15 protein-coding genes are annotated in these 16,282 nt (G+C 54.9%); 1 reads left to right on the top strand and 14 read right to left on the bottom strand.

Annotated elements, in window-relative coordinates:
- Positions 1 to 114: 114 nt before the first annotated feature.
- From J5067_RS16540 to J5067_RS16520, 5 genes are all read right to left on the bottom strand, one after another.
- Positions 115 to 570 (bottom strand): GNAT family N-acetyltransferase, encoded by a 456-nt coding sequence (locus J5067_RS16540; protein ID WP_264651584.1) that lies wholly within the window; start codon positions 568 to 570, stop codon positions 115 to 117.
- Positions 571 to 619: 49 nt separating this feature from the next.
- Complete coding sequence (locus J5067_RS16535) at positions 620 to 1,387, bottom strand: FCD domain-containing protein (RefSeq protein ID WP_264644662.1); 768 nt, start codon at positions 1,385 to 1,387, stop codon at positions 620 to 622.
- Positions 1,388 to 1,512: 125 nt separating this feature from the next.
- The gene (locus J5067_RS16530; protein ID WP_264651583.1) at positions 1,513 to 1,830 is read right to left on the bottom strand and encodes a PTS sugar transporter subunit IIB; all 318 of its coding nucleotides are present in this window, start codon (positions 1,828 to 1,830) and stop codon (positions 1,513 to 1,515) included.
- An 18-nt stretch (positions 1,831 to 1,848) separates the two neighbouring features.
- On the bottom strand, positions 1,849 to 3,285 hold the full coding sequence (locus J5067_RS16525; RefSeq protein WP_264651582.1) for a glycoside hydrolase family 1 protein: 1,437 nt from the start codon (positions 3,283 to 3,285) through the stop codon (positions 1,849 to 1,851).
- A 20-nt stretch (positions 3,286 to 3,305) separates the two neighbouring features.
- Positions 3,306 to 4,652: a PTS sugar transporter subunit IIC gene (locus J5067_RS16520; protein WP_264651581.1), complete on the bottom strand. Its 1,347-nt coding sequence runs from the start codon at positions 4,650 to 4,652 to the stop codon at positions 3,306 to 3,308.
- A 213-nt stretch (positions 4,653 to 4,865) separates the two neighbouring features.
- Here J5067_RS16520 and J5067_RS16515 point away from each other — a divergent pair, with 213 nt between their 5' ends.
- Positions 4,866 to 5,186, top strand: a complete 321-nt coding sequence (locus J5067_RS16515; protein ID WP_264644659.1) for a PTS lactose/cellobiose transporter subunit IIA — start codon at positions 4,866 to 4,868, stop codon at positions 5,184 to 5,186.
- Between the two features lie 21 nt (positions 5,187 to 5,207).
- Here the strand turns inward: J5067_RS16515 and J5067_RS16510 are convergent, their stop codons facing one another.
- The 9 genes from J5067_RS16510 to J5067_RS16470 all read right to left on the bottom strand — a co-directional run bounded on the left by J5067_RS16510 (position 5,208) and on the right by J5067_RS16470 (position 16,270).
- Positions 5,208 to 6,362 carry a CdaR family transcriptional regulator gene (locus J5067_RS16510; protein ID WP_264644658.1) on the bottom strand — a complete coding sequence of 385 codons (1,155 nt, stop codon included), beginning with the start codon at positions 6,360 to 6,362 and terminating at the stop codon, positions 5,208 to 5,210.
- A 294-nt stretch (positions 6,363 to 6,656) separates the two neighbouring features.
- Entirely contained in the window at positions 6,657 to 8,099 is a 1,443-nt protein-coding gene (pyk, locus tag J5067_RS16505; protein WP_264644657.1) for a pyruvate kinase, read from the bottom strand.
- A 30-nt stretch (positions 8,100 to 8,129) separates the two neighbouring features.
- Entirely contained in the window at positions 8,130 to 9,275 is a 1,146-nt protein-coding gene (locus tag J5067_RS16500) for a glycerate kinase (RefSeq protein WP_264651580.1), read from the bottom strand.
- Positions 9,276 to 9,291: 16 nt separating this feature from the next.
- The gene (locus tag J5067_RS16495; RefSeq protein ID WP_264644655.1) at positions 9,292 to 10,605 is read right to left on the bottom strand and encodes a GntP family permease; all 1,314 of its coding nucleotides are present in this window, start codon (positions 10,603 to 10,605) and stop codon (positions 9,292 to 9,294) included.
- Positions 10,606 to 11,100: 495 nt separating this feature from the next.
- Positions 11,101 to 12,363, bottom strand: coding sequence for a diaminopimelate decarboxylase (gene lysA, locus J5067_RS16490; protein ID WP_264644654.1), 1,263 nt, complete (start codon positions 12,361 to 12,363; stop codon positions 11,101 to 11,103).
- 108 nt (positions 12,364 to 12,471) lie between these two features.
- Entirely contained in the window at positions 12,472 to 13,464 is a 993-nt protein-coding gene (locus tag J5067_RS16485) for an ABC transporter ATP-binding protein (RefSeq protein WP_264644653.1), read from the bottom strand.
- Position 13,465: 1 nt separating this feature from the next.
- Positions 13,466 to 14,251: an ABC transporter permease gene (locus tag J5067_RS16480; RefSeq protein ID WP_264651579.1), complete on the bottom strand. Its 786-nt coding sequence runs from the start codon at positions 14,249 to 14,251 to the stop codon at positions 13,466 to 13,468.
- 20 nt (positions 14,252 to 14,271) lie between these two features.
- A complete protein-coding gene (locus J5067_RS16475; protein ID WP_264644650.1) occupies positions 14,272 to 15,114 on the bottom strand; it encodes an ABC transporter permease subunit in 843 nt (280 codons plus the stop codon).
- 85 nt (positions 15,115 to 15,199) lie between these two features.
- A complete protein-coding gene (locus J5067_RS16470) occupies positions 15,200 to 16,270 on the bottom strand; it encodes an ABC transporter substrate-binding protein (protein ID WP_264651627.1) in 1,071 nt (356 codons plus the stop codon).
- Positions 16,271 to 16,282 lie beyond the last annotated feature (12 nt).

Below are 16,282 nucleotides of genomic sequence, written 5' to 3'. Positions count from 1 at the left end.
GAGCTCCGACTGATAACAAAGTCCGTTGTTAGGTGAAGTGCAGCGATGGGGTCGTAGCGGCGTAAGCCGCCGGAGTGCCCCTCGTTGCGATTCGCCGGGAAACACGGACTGAGTTTACACCAACGCCTGATGATAGAGCCGTACCGGTTTGGCCGGGTATTCCAAACCATCACCGATATAGTGCCAGCCCATTTTCTCGTAGTAGCCGCTAAAGGTGGCATACAGATAGAGGGATGAAAAACCGGCGTGACGACTATAGGTCAACACGTGCTGTTGCAACGCTTTACCCAGTCCCCTATCCCGATAGTTTTCATCAATATAGAGCGCTGCCAGCCACGGAGAGAGATCCTGGCGACTTTGCAGATCGCACAGCCACAGCCCTACGGTGCCCACCAGTTTCCCGTCATCCAGTGCGATAAAGGTCAGGGGCAATCCTTCTTGCCGCATACTGCTTTGTACAATACTGGCGAAAAATTCACGGCCATTGTGGTGATCAAACGCCTGCCACAGCCAGTCCGTCACCTGCGCCTGATGGTGCGGATGGGAGGCTAAAGGAACAATTTCAACCATAACCCTGCAATCCTGATACGGGCACAACGCGAGCACCCACTATAAATAGTCAGACCAGTTTTCCCTGAAAAATCGGTACTGAATCAAAAAGATAACCATCAAATTCTGGCGCATCCGCATCGGAGATCGCCATCAGCGTGCTTTTGACGTTTTCCAGATGCTCCCACATCGCCTGATAAGCACCCGGTACGTCGCGTCGGCGCAGCGCCGCCAGAATGGTCTGGTGATCCGCCAGCCATTTCAGACGATAACCGTGTTTACCAACGTGAACATAAAGCTGTTGCCACAGGGGATTGTCGTCACGGCAGGTCCAGATATGACTGACCGATTCCAGCAGCATCTGGTTTTGCGTCGCACCGGCAATTTGCAGGTGAAACAGTTTGTCGTAATCGCTGCGGTAGTCGTTTGCCGCAATCGCCGCCTGCTCTTTTTCCAGCGTCACACGCAGGTTTTCAATATCGGCACGGGTTGCCATGCGCGCGGCAAACGCCGCAATGTTACTCTCCAGCAGTTGGCGCGCCTGCAACATTTCAAAGGCACCAATGCGGTGATGCGCCTGGCTCTCTTCGGTTTCCTCATCAGGGATGCAGAGCACGTAGACGCCCGATCCCTGACGAATATCGACGGTGCCTTCCAGCTCCAGCATCAGCAGCGCTTCACGCACAATGGTGCGGCTAACGCCGTAGGTTTCAGCAATGTTTCTTTCCGGCGGCAGGCGCGACCCGACCGGGAATTTTCCCTGCTGGATTTTCACGCGCAGATCGCTGCCGATCTCCTGATACTGTTTCTTTTCTTGCAGAACCACATCTTTCGCCACACTTTCACCCTAGCTACCGCAGCCCAACAGATAACGCGCACGTTGACCGGATGCCACCGTGCCAAACCACGACAACACGCCGGTTAACAACAACGCGCGGCAAGCCGCGCGTCAGGATATTGCGGCTAGTTTACCAAACTCAGCGCCTGATCGAGCACTTTGGCACCATTTAATGTGCCATAGGCGACGGAGTCGATCACGGCAATTGGCACCTGATAGCTGTCAGTCAACTTTTGATTTTCTACCAGTTTGAAGCGAACCTGCGGCCCCAGCAATACCGCGATGATATCCTGACCGTAATCTTGCAGTTCCTCACGCAGATTTTGTTCAGGAATGGCGTAAATTTTCAGCTCCAAGCCGCGCGCCGTCGCTTCTTTCTCCATTTTTGTCACCACCAGCGAGGTGGACATGCCCGCCGAGCAGGCCAATACGATACGTTTCATGGCAAATCTCCTTGGGTGTTATTTGTCTTCATCATCCAACATCAGGTTGAGCGTGCGCGTGTCGCGCAGTTGCCGGAACCACCCTGCCGAGGCTTTGGGTCGGCGCGCCCGCTCCTGCTCAAGATCGATTTCGATCAGGCCATAGCGATTTTTAAACGCATTCATCGGGGAGACGTTATCGGTAAAGGCCCACAGCATATAGCCCTGACAGTTTGCCCCCTCTTCACGCGCTTTCAGCGTCCAGTAGAGGTGTTCGGCAATAAAATCGATACGGTAGTGATCCTGAATCACGCCGTCGCTGTTTTTAAAGCGCGCCTCGTTCTCCACCCCCATGCCGTTTTCCGCCACAAACCAGGGAATATTGCCGTATTCCTTGGTCATGCGCTGCGCCATGTCATAAATGATTTTGGGCTGAATTTCCCACCCTCGGGAGGGGTTCATGCGGCGTCCCGGCAAGGCAAAATGCTCATAGTAGTAGGCGGGATGAAACGGGGTATCGGGATGCCATGCCCGCTCTGGCGCTTTCACCCGGTGTGGGAAATAAAGGTTGATGCCCAGTTCATCCACCCGATTATCACGGATGACCGCCAGCTCATCATCGGTATAGGCCCATTGCACCTGATGTTTTTCCAGCAGCGCCAGCAGCTCCGCCGGATATTCGCCCTTCACCGCCGGATCGAGAAACACGCGGTTGAAGAACAGATCGTACAGGCGCGCCGCCTCAACGTCGTGCGCGGCGTGGGAGCGCGGGTAGGTCACTTCCGGGTTGAGAATGGTGCCGATACGACCACCGTCCCGATGGTGGCCGTTGGCTCGAAAGCAGGCGATGACTTTCGCTGTCGCCAGATTTTTGTGATGATTCCACTGCATCCAGGTGCCGGTGTTCTGCTCATACGGATAACGCTCAGCGTCCAGATAGACACGGGTTTGCACCACAATCGGCTCATTAAACACAAACCAGCGCTTCACCTTGTGTGCATAACGGGCAAACACCGCTTGCGCATAGGTGACAAACCACTCCACCACCTGCTTCGATGCCCAGCCCTGATACTTCTCCATCAGAATAGCGGGCAGCTCGTAGTGTTCCAGACACAGCATCGGGGTAATCCCCTGCCGCAGCAGTTCATCGATCACGCTATCGACATAGGCGGCATAGGTTTCATCGACGATGCCCTGCTCATAATCGAGCATAAAGCGCGACCAGTTGATCGAGGTGCGGTAGTGCGTCAATCCGCACTGTTTCATCAGCGCAATGTCTTCGCGATAGCGGTGATAAAACTCGGTGGCACGCGCCGGACCATAACCGTTATGCCACACCTGACGATCCTGCTTGTACCACAGGTCCAGATAGGAATCCTGCCCGGCGCGCTTTCCGCTCCACCCTTCGGTTTGCCAGGCGGATGCCGCGGCCCCCAGAATAAAATCCTTGGGAATGGTGACAGTGACGTTACTCATTGTTCAGCTCCTCACTCTGGTTATTTGCCCGCCGCGTTAGCCTGCGGTGCCGCCTGCTCCGCTTCCCGCTGCGCCAGATCGGCACGGCGCGACGCCACCTGCACAAAGGGCAGATAGATCAGGGTGGCAGTCAGAATGCACACCAACTGAGTAACTACCGCGCCCATGGAACCGGCGGTAGAGAGCCAGGCGTTGATGATGGGCGGCGTGGTCCAGGGCACCATCACCACCGCTTTGCCGGCAAAGCCCATACTGGTGGCAAAGTAACCGATGGTACCGGTGACTAACGGCGTGATGATAAAGGGAATCGCCAGGATCGGATTCAGCATGATCGGCATACCAAAAATCACCGGCTCATTGATATTAAACACGCAGGGACCAAAGGAGATCTTGGCGATCTCTTTCATTTCCCGCCGTTTAGAGGCAATCATCACCGCCAGCAAAAGTCCGATGGTCAGCCCGGAACCCCCTATACTCATATAGACGTCCCAAAACGGCATGGTGATGATATTGGGGATCTCCTGCCCTTGCTCAAACGCAGTCATGTTAACCGCGATCGCCCCCAGCAGCAGCGGTTCGCGGATCGGTTTGATCATCTGGTTACCGTGGATACCGATAACCCAGAACAGTTGCGCGACGAACATCAGCACCAGCAATCCCGGCAGACTCTGCACCACCGATTCCAGCGGCTGCTGCACCACTTTGTAAATGGCGTCATACAGGTGCATACCGGTAATGGCGTGGAAGGTGAAACCGAGGGTGGCAATAAACGTCACGGTGATGATGCCGGGGAGCAACGCCGAAAACGATGCCGCGACGTTAGGCGGCACGCTGTCCGGCATCTTGATGCGCAACCGGTCTATTTTTTCCAGCTTGCTGTAGATCTCCACCGAGAGGATGGCGATAAACATGCCGAGAAACAGACTTTTGGTATCTGAGAACTGCCGCGCCAGCACGTCTTTTACCGGTACCGTTTGCCCATTAACCACGATATCGATGGTGGTGGGCGTGATCGAAATCAGGCAGATCACCGCCAGCAGACCGGGGAAAAGGCTGCGTGAGCCGTTAATGCGCCCCAGTTCGATCCCGATCAGAAACACCGCACCAATGGTCAGAAAATTGAGCGTCGCGTAGTTGATCCCGCTCATGATGGGTTTGAGCGGTGCCAAAAAAGAAAACATCGCGAAACTGGCCAGACCGTTTTTCGGATCAAGCACCATGTTGGAGATCAGCACGGAAAAGGCACCGACGATAATCACGGGCATCAGGGTAATAAACGAGGCCTTGATGGCCATAATATAACGCAGGCTATTGAACTTATTGGCAAAAGAACCCAATGCGTCAATCACTTGGTCCTTGAATGACATAACAGCACCTCATCACAATGGTTGTGTAGTGCGGGACAGTGCCCCAGATAGCCGTTACGCGCAGAATGCATACCGCTCATCGCGCATGTGCGTTTGGCATACCAAAATTCGACCAATATGCGTTATTTTTCTGTGACAATACTCCCATAAACCAATATTGGAATTCCAATATGATGATCCATGCAACATTTGGCATACCATAAGGGGATAGAAATGACGATCGAGATGGAAACCACCGTGATGGAGTTGATCATCAATGCCGGAGAAGCGCGCTCACAGGCCATGATGGCTATTCAGGCAGCGCGCCAGAAGAAGTGGGAACTCGCCACTGCGTCATTAGCCGCGTCGCAGGAGGCCGTGCGAGCCGCGCATCTGATCCAGACGCAGTTGATTGGGGAAGATGAGGGGCAAGGAAAGATTCCGGTCAACCTGATCCTGGTACACGCCCAGGATCATTTGATGACGGCGATGCTGTGTCGCGATCTGGCTGAAGAGATTGTGCTGCTGCGTCAAGAAGTCGCCGGTGCCGCCTGAGCGGCATAGCGTTACGCGGCGCTAGTCTTGATCCAGCTGTGCGGCCACGTAGAGCAGAAAACGATCCTCAAAATTCGCCAGATTCAGCCCGGTCAGTTCAGCAATGCGCCGCAGGCGGTATTCGAGGGTATTTTTGTGAATAAACAGCGCTTTGGCTGTTTCACCGGCCTGCTGGTTATGGCGAAACCAGGTATGCAGTGTTTTTCGAAACACCCCGTTGCCGTCGTTGGCTTTTAGCCGCTGCAACGGGCTTACCAGTTCTGCCGCTTGCCAGCCATCGCGCAGGCTATCGAGCAGTACTGGCAGCTTGATGTCCTGATAGCAGAAGCAGTGCACGTCCGGCATCCGCTGTTTGCCTACGCTGATGGTGGTTTTCGCCGTGTGGTAAGAGCGCACCACGCCCCCTTCCTGCGGGAAAAAGTTACCCAGCGCCAGGCGTACTTTAAGCGGGCTGCCCTGTTGCAAGCGCTGATAAAGCTGTACCATGCGACGCTTGTGCTCTTCGGGCTCCCAACGTTCGGCGTGCAGATAAGCGGGTTTCAGCACCACCATTTCGGTGAGTGAAACTATCGCCATCAGGTCATCTTTACCGGTTTCCATCAGCAGCGATTGCAACTGCTGCAATTCACTCATCGCGGTACTGACACCGAGCTGCCCGCTGTCCAACTCCACCACCATGGCGACGCGCGGCAATGTCAGATCGACCCCCAAACGCTGCGCCCACTCTTGCATGGTGGAAGAGTAGTTGTCATTGCGCACCATGCTCAACACCAGCTCTTCACGCAAACGGCTGTTTTGCGCCAGCAGTTGCAGCAAATGCGCTTGTTCCAGCATCATTTCCGCTGTCATGCACACCAGTTCGCCAAATTGCAGCAGCCCATCGGGATCGCCGGTCAGGCCAATCACGCCGACGATGTGGTTATTTAACCGCAGCGGCAGGTTCAGGCCGGGCCTGACACCGTGCAGCGTATGCATAGAGGCATCATCAATCGATACCACTCGCTGTTGACTGAGCGCCAATAGCGCCCCTTCGTGAATTTCACCAATACGTTCGCGATCGCCGCTGCCAATAATACGGCCTCTGGCATCCATGACGTTGATATTACAGTCAATAATTTTCATGGTGCGTTCAACGATCGAATAAGCTAATTTCGCGTCGAAATCATAATCTGTCATTTACTATTCCCCTGGTGCAGCGCAAAAATATTTCGCCAGCAGGAAATACCCCACGGGAAAATACGCCACATCAATAACCACTGCTTTTTGTAATTTAATAAAGTTATTTAGACTAACCCGATTATTATAAAGGGAAAGGCGAATACCTTTATTTCATAACGTGCCTTGTCTTTTATTCCTGTTTAAAAATAAAGACTTCAACAGCGATAAAAAAATAAATCATGAATTTCGGTACGGGAAATTAGTGCGATACATCGCCGCCATAGCCCACAGACGGCGATGATCGTCACGTACTTATTCCACGACGCAAATACGACAGGTATTGGTGCTGCCAATTTGCCCGACGCTGTCGCCCTGCGTCAGAATGACGCTGTCACCGGTCGCAATCGCACCGCGTGCTTTCAGCAGTGCGATGGCATCCTGCGCCGCGCCCAGCCCTTCGGCACGGCCGTTAAACGGCAGAGGCGTAACGCCGCGATACAGTGCGACCTGATTCAACGTTTCGGCATGACGCGATAGCGCATAAATCGGTAAACGGGAGCTAATGCGAGACATCATGCGGGCAGTGCGGCCCGACTCCGTCATCGCAATCACGGCTTTGACGCCCTGCAAGTGGTTAGCCGCATACATTGCTGACATCGACGCCATCTCTTCAACGTTGGTAAACTGCACGTCGAGGCGGTGTTTCGAGGTGGTAATGCTCGGGCTGCGTTCCGCCCCGAGACACACGTTCGCCATCGCCGCTACCGCTTGCGCCGGATAGCTGCCTGCGGCGGTTTCAGCCGATAGCATCACGGCATCGGTGCCGTCCAGCACCGCATTGGCGACGTCCATCACCTCAGCACGCGTCGGCATCGGGCTGGAAATCATCGATTCCATCATTTGCGTCGCGGTGATCACCACGCGGTTCAACTGGCGCGAGCGCTGAATCAGACGTTTTTGGACGCCTACCAGCGCGGCGTCACCAATTTCTACGCCCAAGTCGCCGCGCGCCACCATGATGACATCGGCAGCCAGGATCATGTCATCCATGTTTTCTGGTGTGGCAACGGTTTCCGCACGCTCTACCTTGGCAACAATGGCGGCCTGACAGCCCGCTTCGCGCGCCAAGCGACGCGCATAGCGTAAATCGTCTCCGGTGCGTGGAAACGACACCGCCAGAAAATCTACCTTCATTCTGGCTGCCAGCAGAATATCTGCCTTGTCTTTTTCCGTCAGCGCTTCGGCTGAAAGCCCGCCGCCGAGCTTGTTGACGCCTTTGTTATTGGAGAGGGTTCCGCCCACGGTGACAGCCGTGATGATTTTTTCGCCGTCAATGCGCACCACGCGTAGTTGAATACGGCCATCGTCCAGCAGCAGAATATCGCCCGGCACCACATCGCGCGGTAGCGCCTTATAATCGATACCCACCTGGGTATTATCGCCCAGTCCTTTTTCCAATAAGGCATCCAGAATAAAGCTATCTCCGACGTGCAGAAATACTTTACCTTCTTTAAAGGTTGATACCCGAATTTTCGGCCCTTGCAGATCGCCCAAAATAGCCACTGATTTACCCAAACGTTGGGCAATAGCGCGAACCTGTTCCGCACGAGCAATATGATCATCTGCCGCACCGTGCGAGAAATTAAAACGGACTACGTTGGCACCCGCACTTATTATTTTTTCCAGGTTATTATCGCGATCGGTTGCCGGACCGAGAGTCGCAACAATCTTGGTGCGCCGAAGTGTTTCAGTCATATTCTTTCCCTTTTTATTACTGGCGCTTAATTATGCTGCCGCTTTTTTCAACAGGCGGCCAATATTCTCGCACGCACGTTCCATATTAATCGGGCCATCTTTCAGCAGCGCTTCAATATTGTCTGCACGCGGAATAATGCCGAAAATGGTGTCGATGCCTTCGCCGTACAGCGCTTCAACGCCTTCGCCAACGCAGCCGGATACCGCGATAACCGGTACGCCCTGCGCTTTGGCAGTTCTGGCAACGCCGTAAGGGGTTTTACCGAACTTGGTTTGGTAATCGATACGCCCTTCACCGGTAAAGCAGAAATCCGCACCGACCAGTTTGTCACTCAACCCGCTGAATTCGACGACAATATCAATGCCTCGACGCAGTGTGCATTGGGTGAAAGCCATCAGCCCTGCGCCCAGACCGCCCGCCGCACCGGCACCCGGCACAGTGGCAATCTCTTTGCCCAACTGATTGCGGATTACCGCCGCGTAGTGCGCCAGATTGTTATCCAGCTGTGCGACCATCTCCGGCGTTGCTCCTTTCTGCGGACCAAAAATCGCTGATGCACCCTGCTCGCCGCACAGTGGGTTGGTAACATCACAGGCCACCTGAATATCCACCTGTGCCAGACGGCTATCCAACCCGGAAAGATCGATATGGTGCAAACGATCCAGCGCGCCGCCACCGCGCGGCAGCGTGTTGCCCGCTTCATCATAAAAACGCACACCCAGCGCTTCTGCCATACCTGCGCCGCCATCATTGGTTGCACTGCCACCGATGCCCAGAATGATTTTCTTGATGCCTTTGTCCAGGCAGGCACGAATCAGTTCACCGGTGCCGTAGGTGGTGGTCACCAGCGGATTTTTGGTGTCGCGATTAACGAATTGAATACCGCTGGCAGAGGCCATTTCAATCACGGCAATCTCGCCGTTACCCATGATGCCGTAGCTGGCTTCAACCGTTTCTCCCAACGGTCCGGTCGCGTTTAACGCATACAGCGAGCCTTCGGTGGCATCAATCAGCGACTGGGTGGTGCCTTCACCGCCATCCGCCATGGGAACGTGCACGAAATTCGCTTCGGGGAATACCTTACGCAACCCTTTTTCCATCGCGTTACACACTTCTTTCGCCGTCATGCTCTCTTTAAATGAATCGGGCGCTAATACAAACGTTTCGTTTTTCATTGTGGGTTGCCTCAAACTAAAGAATAAAGCCGTACAGCACGGTAGCGACAAGGGTCATGGTGCCGCCGACAATCGCTTCGTAAGGCAGCAAGCCCATACGCTGTCTGATGGTCATGTTCATGCTCTGTGCTGTGACGTGGAAATAGTTGCCCTGCGGCAAGGAGTCGATCACGGTGGCCCCGGTGTGTACCATCACCGCAGAGGCAATCGGCGCGATGCCGATAGTGGCGATGGCGTTACCGAAGGTGCCGGTCGCCAGAATGGTCCCGGTGGAGGTGGAAGCCGTGGCCGCCGCCATCAAAATGCCGGAGATAGGTGCCAGGAAGGTGCCGGAAATGCCCATGACATTAATCAGTTGCACCACCTGGGCCGACAGGTTGGATGCGGCAATCAGGCCCGCAATCGCACCGGCACCAATCAGGATCAGCACGGTAGCGGTCATTTTTTCCAGACCTGATGCGGTGTAGGCAATCACCTTGTGCTTTTGCCCCATGGCAATCAGCCCGACGATACCGGCGATCGGCAGTACATACATGGCATCCAGCTTGAACGCGGTCAGCGCGCTAATGTGGAAAATGGAACCAATCGGGTTAATCATCAGTAAGATAACGGCAACCGCTGGCGCGACGATGGCCTTGCCCAGCGTTGGGTAGGTTTTGTCATTTTTTGCGCTCTGGGTGCCGTAGGCAGCGGCAGCTTCCTCACCACTTACCATGATCCCTTTATTTTTCAACATCGAGGCGACAACCACGGTAATAATCAAACCGAATACGGCAGGAATAAAACCGGCGATCATCACGTCGCTTAAATTGAGGTGAAAGCCGTTTGCTGCGGCAATGGTATTGGGGTTTGGCGATATAATATTCCCCGCTTTACCGCCGCCGGAAAGCGCCAGTAATAATGCCAGTTTGGAAATCCCCATTTTATTACCTACTGATAACGCAATGGGTGCGACAATTAATACTGCGACGGGAATAAATACCCCCACTGCGGTAATGATCATGGTAGCCAGCGCCAGCGCTAAAATCGCTTTGCTCTCCCCCATCTTCCTCACAATGGCCTGGGCGATGGTTTCCGCCGCGCCCGATTCCATCATCACGCCAGCCAGTACACCGGCGGCCAGTACGCGGATTACCGTACCCATCACGCTCTGCGTGCCAGACGTCAGCAGCCCGATAGTCTGCTCAAGATTGCCACCGCCGATCATGGCACCGAGAATGGCGCCGAGGAACAAGGAGTACACCGGATTAATTTTTTTCAGGATGAGCGCAATGGCAATAAAAAGACCAATCAACGCCCCGTACCATGCCAAGGGTTCTATGGTATGCATAATGAGACCTCTTATATTTTATATGTCTTCGACAATAGGGTGCTAATGCAAATACATTCCTGGTGGAATCTGCATTATTTGATGCGGTAATAAATTACGCCGTTCTAAATAGCTTTCTTTCGAAAAAAATCAGAATCGATAAATAATTCCTTATCACATGCTCTTATGGATTGAGAATTATTCTATGACTTGGCAATAAAATAACCTATGTGTCGTAACACGAAAAAATTGGGCATTTGTATAAATATTTTTGTGTTGCAGAACAAGAAAGCGAGAGGTTTATCACATTGCGGGGGGAGAAGAGCCGCATTCCTGCGGCTGAAATTCCTTTTCGGTATGTCCGGGTTTCCCGGCGAATCACGACGAGGGGCGCTCCGGCGGCTTACGCCGCTACGACCCCATCGCCGCACTTCACCTAACAACGAACTTCGTCAGCGGTCTGGGCCGCATTCCTGCGGCTTAGCGTGGCGTCATCGAGACCTCAATACCACGTGGTTACAGCGCCTCGAGCGCCAACAATTCCTCGATGGTTTGGCGGCGGCGAATCAGGCGTGCTTCACCGTTTTCGAACAGCACTTCCGGCAGCAGCGGGCGGCTATTGTAGTTGGAGGACATGGAGGCACCGTAAGCGCCGGTGTCGTGGAACACCAGATAGTCACCGACCTGTACCGCAGGTAACGCCACCGTTTCCACACCGCCGCCAGCCTGTTGCGTAAACACATCACCGGATTCACACAAGGGCCCAGCCACTACGGTATCGCGCAACGGTGCGCCAGCAAGAGAACGCTCATCTGCTGGCAGCAGCGAGATATGGTGATAGCTGCCGTACATGGCGGGGCGCATTAGGTCGTTAAACCCGGCGTCCACCAACACGAAGTGGCGGCTACCCATGTTTTTGACGGCACGCACCTGTGCAACCAACACGCCAGACTCCGCCACCAGAAAACGTCCCGGTTCGATTTCCAGCGTCACCGGGTGACCAAGGTGCGTCTCAATACGCTGACGCGCTCCGTGCCACAGGCCAAAGTAGTGCTCGGTATCGATAACCGGTTCACCCGCGCGATAGGGAATGGAAAGCCCGCCGCCTGCGGAAATGGCTTCAACATCCTGACCAAACTCAACCACCTGACGCACCATGGCATCACACACTTGCTCCAGATGGCCGTAGTCCACGCCGGAACCGATATGCATATGAATGCCAACCAGCTTCAGGGAGTAGCGTTGGATGTGTGCCAGCGCCAGCGGTAAATCGGCATACCAGATGCCGTGTTTGCTGTTCTCACCGCCGGTGTTGGTTTTCTGGCTGTGGCCATGACCAAATCCCGGATTGACGCGCAACCACACCGGGTGACCGGGCTGGGCTGCCCCCAACTGCGCCAGCATATCCACTGAACCGGCATTAACCGGAATATTCAGCTCCACCACACGCGCCAGCGTCGGCGCATCCAGCATGTCAGCGGTGAACACAATCTCGTGATCTGCCGTACCCGGCACAAACCCCGCCACCAAAGCGCGCTCAATTTCTCCCAGCGATACCGAATCCACCTTTACACCTTGTGCGCGCATCAGACGCAGAATATGGGTGTTGGAACAGGCTTTCTGCGCGAAACGGATGGTGTCAAACTGACGCAGTTGTGCGATACGCGCCACGATGGTGTGCGCATCATAGGCCCACACCGGGCATCCAAAACGAGCGGGTAATTCGCGCAGGCTATGTGCGTTAAGCGCGTGGGTGAGGTCATTCAGATCGTGCGGCATAGGGTTTCCGTGCAACAAAAGGGGAGCAATGACCACACGGTAACGGGCAGCAACGATTTAAACAAATATCGGTTTTCGCATATCCTATTCATCCATGATATGGATTAGCTAGGCCACCTCACGCAGCGCATCGGCGGTAATATGCACCCCCACCACACTGCCCGTGCGGTACAGATCGCTCGGTGCACGGTTGAGTACATCCACAGCCAGCTCTACGCCGTTAACCACTACCCGGTATCGCACCACGTTACCTAGCAGGCTGTGGTTAAGGATCTCCCCGGTGATGCCCTGTTCAGGCGCACCCAGCGTGATGGATTCAGGGCGAAGTGCCACCTGACCGGTGAAGTGTTCTCCCGTCAACTGTTGCGCCTGCGCGGCACTCAGCAGGTTATAGCTACCGATAAAGCTGGCGGCAAACAGGTTGGCAGGCTGGGTATACAGCGATACCGCATCGCCATCCTGCACGATCTCCCCGTTGTTCATCAGCACGATACGATCGGAGAGCGTCAGCGCCTCTTCCTGATCGTGGGTAACAAAAATCGCCGTCAGGTTCAACTCACGCTGAATGCGACGGATTTGTTCGCGCAGGTGGCGGCGAATACGCGCATCCAACGCGGAGAGCGGCTCATCCAGTAACAGCAAACGCGGTCGCGTGACCAACGAGCGCGCCAGCGCCACGCGCTGACACTGGCCGCCGGAAAGCTGGTGCGGATAACGGTGGGCAAACTCATTCAGCTCGACCAGCGCCAGCACCTCGGCCACCCGCTGGCGAATTTCCCCCGCACCAAGTTTTTGCATCTTTAACCCGAAAGCCACGTTCCCTTCTGCCGTCATGTTGGGGAACAGCGCATAGTTCTGGAACACCATGCCAATGCCGCGCTTTTGTGGAGACACCGGTACGATATCCTGTCCCTGTAGCAGGATCTGCCCGCTGTCCACGGGCGTCAGGCCTGCCAGACAACGCAACAGCGTCGATTTGCCGCAGCCACTCGGCCCCAATAGGGTAACGAACTCCCCTTCCGACGCCGAGAAATCGATATTGTGGAACACCTTGGTCGGCCCGTAGTGTTTATTGAGCTGTTTGACATCAAGATAGGACATATCAGGATTTCTCCCGGTTAAGAAAATTAGCCAGCCAGGTCACCAGCAGCACGACGAGGAAATAGGAGATCACCAGCGCACTGGTAAAGTGCCCGCTGTCATTACGCTTGTTGTAGAGATACACCTGCAACGTTTCAAAGCGGGTGCCAACCAGCAGGTTGGCAAACACGAACTCGCCAATCAGGAAAGAAAACGAGAGCAACACCGCGATCATCACGCCTTTACGCAGATTAGGCAGCACCACCCACAGCGCCGCCTGCCAGGTGCTGGCACCCAGCAAATGCGCCGCATCAAGCAGCTCTTTGAGGTTAATCGCCTGAATATTGTTGGAGATGGCGCGATAGATAAAGGGTAGCGCGATAGCAAAGTAACAGCCGATCAGAATCCAGGGCGTGCCGGTAATGGCGAGCGGTCCAGAGGAATAGAGCTGCAACAATCCCACGGAAGAGACCACCGGCGGCACCGAGAACGGCAGCAAAATCAGCACGTTCATTACTCCATCCAAACGCGGAAACCGCCAGGCGATGACAAACATCGCGGGTAACACCAGCAGCAGCGAAAACAGCAGTGCGCCAAAGCAAATCAGCAGCGAATGGCCCAGCGCCACCAAAAACCGGCTATCGCCCCACAGGGCAATAAACCACTTCAGCGTCACGCCGTTGGGCAGAATGGTGGCGCCCCACTCTGTCGCCAGCGCATAGCCCAACGTCGCGAGCAGCGGCAGCAGCAGAATCAGCAGCACCAGTAAGACTACCGTCTGATGGTAGCGCCGTTCAATGGATGACATGGCAGCCTCCGGTCAGGGGATTAGGGCGCGGCATGGAGATAGCTCCGACGCAACAACCACTGATGCACAACGGTGATCAGCGCCATCAGCAGCACCAGCAGCACGGAAAGCGCGCTGCCAAGATTGGGATCGAGGGTGATGTCCCCGGCAACCAGCGCGGCAATACGTATCGGCACCACGTTGAAGTTACCCGTGGTGAGCGCGTAAATGGTGGCGTAAGCCCCGAGCGCATTGGCAAGCAGGATAACAAAGGTACCGAGCAACGCGGGCATCAGCACCGGAATGCCGATGTGCAGCCAGAAGCGCCAGCGCGGTGCGCCCAGCAGCGCCGCCGACTCTTGCCACTCCGTGCGCAGCCCGTCAAAAGCGGGATAGAGCAGCAATATCCCCAGCGGGATTTGAAAATAGGTATATATCAGGATCAAGCCGTCGCGGGAGTAGATGTTGAACCCGTCGATCACGCCATATTTTTTCAGTAATAAGGTAAAAAAGCCGTTCAGCCCCACCATAATCACGAAGGCAAAGGCCAGCGGAACGCCCGCGAAGTTGCTGGTCATATTGGCAAATGACAACACGAAGCGCTGCAAACGCCCCGTCCCCAACTGGCGCAGCGAGTAGCCGCCAATCAGAGCGATGATCACGCCGTAGAAGCTGGACCAAAACGAGATATCCAGTGAAAAACGGATTGCCTGAAGGTAAAATGGCGAGGAAAGGATATCGCTGTAGTTCGCCAGCCCCCACGCCTCTTCGGTTTGGCTGTAAAAGCTGTTCACCAGGATCCAGATAAGCGGCGCTATCTGGAACGCAAAAAAGACGGCAAAAAACGGCAACAGGATCCCTGCGACCAGCCAGTTTTTTTTCACGCGTTATCCTCCCTCTGCGGCGTGGACCAATACGTCCTGCACGCCTCCTATCCGGACACGGACAGGGTGCGCACAGGAGCAGGCCTTACTGTTTCATATTGATAATCACGTGCTCTTGCCACTGACGCGGCAGCGTTTTCACGGTTTTATCCCAGGCTTCGCCGTCAGCGATTGGACGCACGCTTTTGTACTGTTCTTCCGGCAACAGTTTAGCCTTCACATCGTCCGGCAGCGTGATGTACTGCGCGCGGATCGGGCGCGCATAGCCGCGCGCCAGATTGATCTGCCCGGCATCAGAGAAGATGTACTCACGTGCCAGCTTGGCAGCATTGGGGTTTTTGGCATATTTATTGATGATAGTGGTGTAACCGGAGATCACCGAACCATCGGAAGGGATCAGCACTTCAAAGCGATCTTTGTTGATTTTATCGCGGTAGTTCAGGCCGTTGAAATCCCACACCACGCCAACCTGCACCTCCCCTTTTTCGATATTCGAGATCACCGGATCGGTCACGCCAAGACGCCCCGCCTTCGCCAGCTTGCCGAAGAACTCCAACGCCGGTTTCAGGTTTTTCTCGTCACCGCCCAGCGCAAAGTTGGCGGCCAGCACCCCGCTTACCGCCTGCGACGCCGAGTTAACGTCACCGATGGTCACCACGTAGTTGCCTTTGAGCAGGTCGGCCCAGCTGTGTGGGATCTCTTTCACCTGCTGTTTATCGATAATAAAGGCGATAGATCCGGTATAGGCCAGCGCCCAATGCCCGTCTTTATCTTTAGCCCAGTCAGGCACCTGTTCCCAGGTGGTTGGTTTATAGGGCTGGGTTACGCCTTTTTGCACCGCAATCGGGCCGAACGCGGCACCCACGTCGCCGATATCGGCGCTGGCATTCTGTTTTTCAGCCGCAAACTTGGCGATTTCCTGCGCGGAAGACATATCGGTATCACTGTGCTTTAAACCATAGTGGGCAGAGAGAGCTTGCCAGGTATCTTTCCAGTTGGCCCAGCTGTCCGGCATCCCTACGCTGTTTACCGCGCCTTCAGCCCGCGCGGCTTTTTCCAGCACTGCCAGATCCTGCGCCAACACCGGGGCGGAAACAAAAGCGATTGAGGAGAACAGTGCGCTACTGATTAACACGGAAGACAACAATTTCTTCATCATGATGCTCCT

It is taken from the genome of Candidatus Symbiopectobacterium sp. NZEC151, from assembly GCF_025962655.1.
GTDB lineage: Bacteria > Pseudomonadota > Gammaproteobacteria > Enterobacterales > Enterobacteriaceae > Symbiopectobacterium.
The sequence above is the reverse complement of the archived record's forward strand: the minus strand, read 5'-3'. Positions and strand labels throughout refer to the sequence as shown.